The organism is Mesorhizobium sp. M2E.F.Ca.ET.209.01.1.1 (assembly GCF_004010375.2).
In the GTDB taxonomy this organism is placed as follows: Bacteria; Pseudomonadota; Alphaproteobacteria; order Rhizobiales; family Rhizobiaceae; genus Mesorhizobium.
Window position 1 is genome coordinate 1 of sequence record NZ_SADP02000481.1, and the last position, 360, is coordinate 360.

The 360-nt window shown below is 69.4% G+C and carries 1 protein-coding gene; it reads right to left on the bottom strand.

Annotated features, from left to right (window positions below; genetic code table 11):
* The coding region (locus EN852_RS36575) for a TIGR03915 family putative DNA repair protein (RefSeq protein WP_135879742.1) at window positions 1-360 on the bottom strand (360 nt) is incomplete at both ends.

Sequence of the window (360 nt, forward strand, 5' to 3'; positions counted from 1 at the left end):
GGTCTGCCACAGCGACTCGCGTGCATCCTCGGCCGGGGCATCCTCGCGCCGTGCACCGGGGCCGAAGGCAAGCGCCTGCCCATCCCAGGCGACGCTGCGCGAAGGAGTGAGGATGGCCCAGCGCATGCCGGTGAAACGACGCGCGAAGAACGGCGCGACCCGGTCGACGATGTGGTGCTGTGGCTCGAACCAGGCGATGAACGCATCAGGCTGGCCAGGCACCTCGCGGAAGCGCACGAATGCCTTCATCTTGTGCGTGTCACGGCGGACGGCCTGGGCAAGGGCCGTCGCGCGCAGGACATCGGCGTCGGCGGGGTTGCTCAGCACTGATCGCTCGCCATGGGCGATGCGCCACAGCAG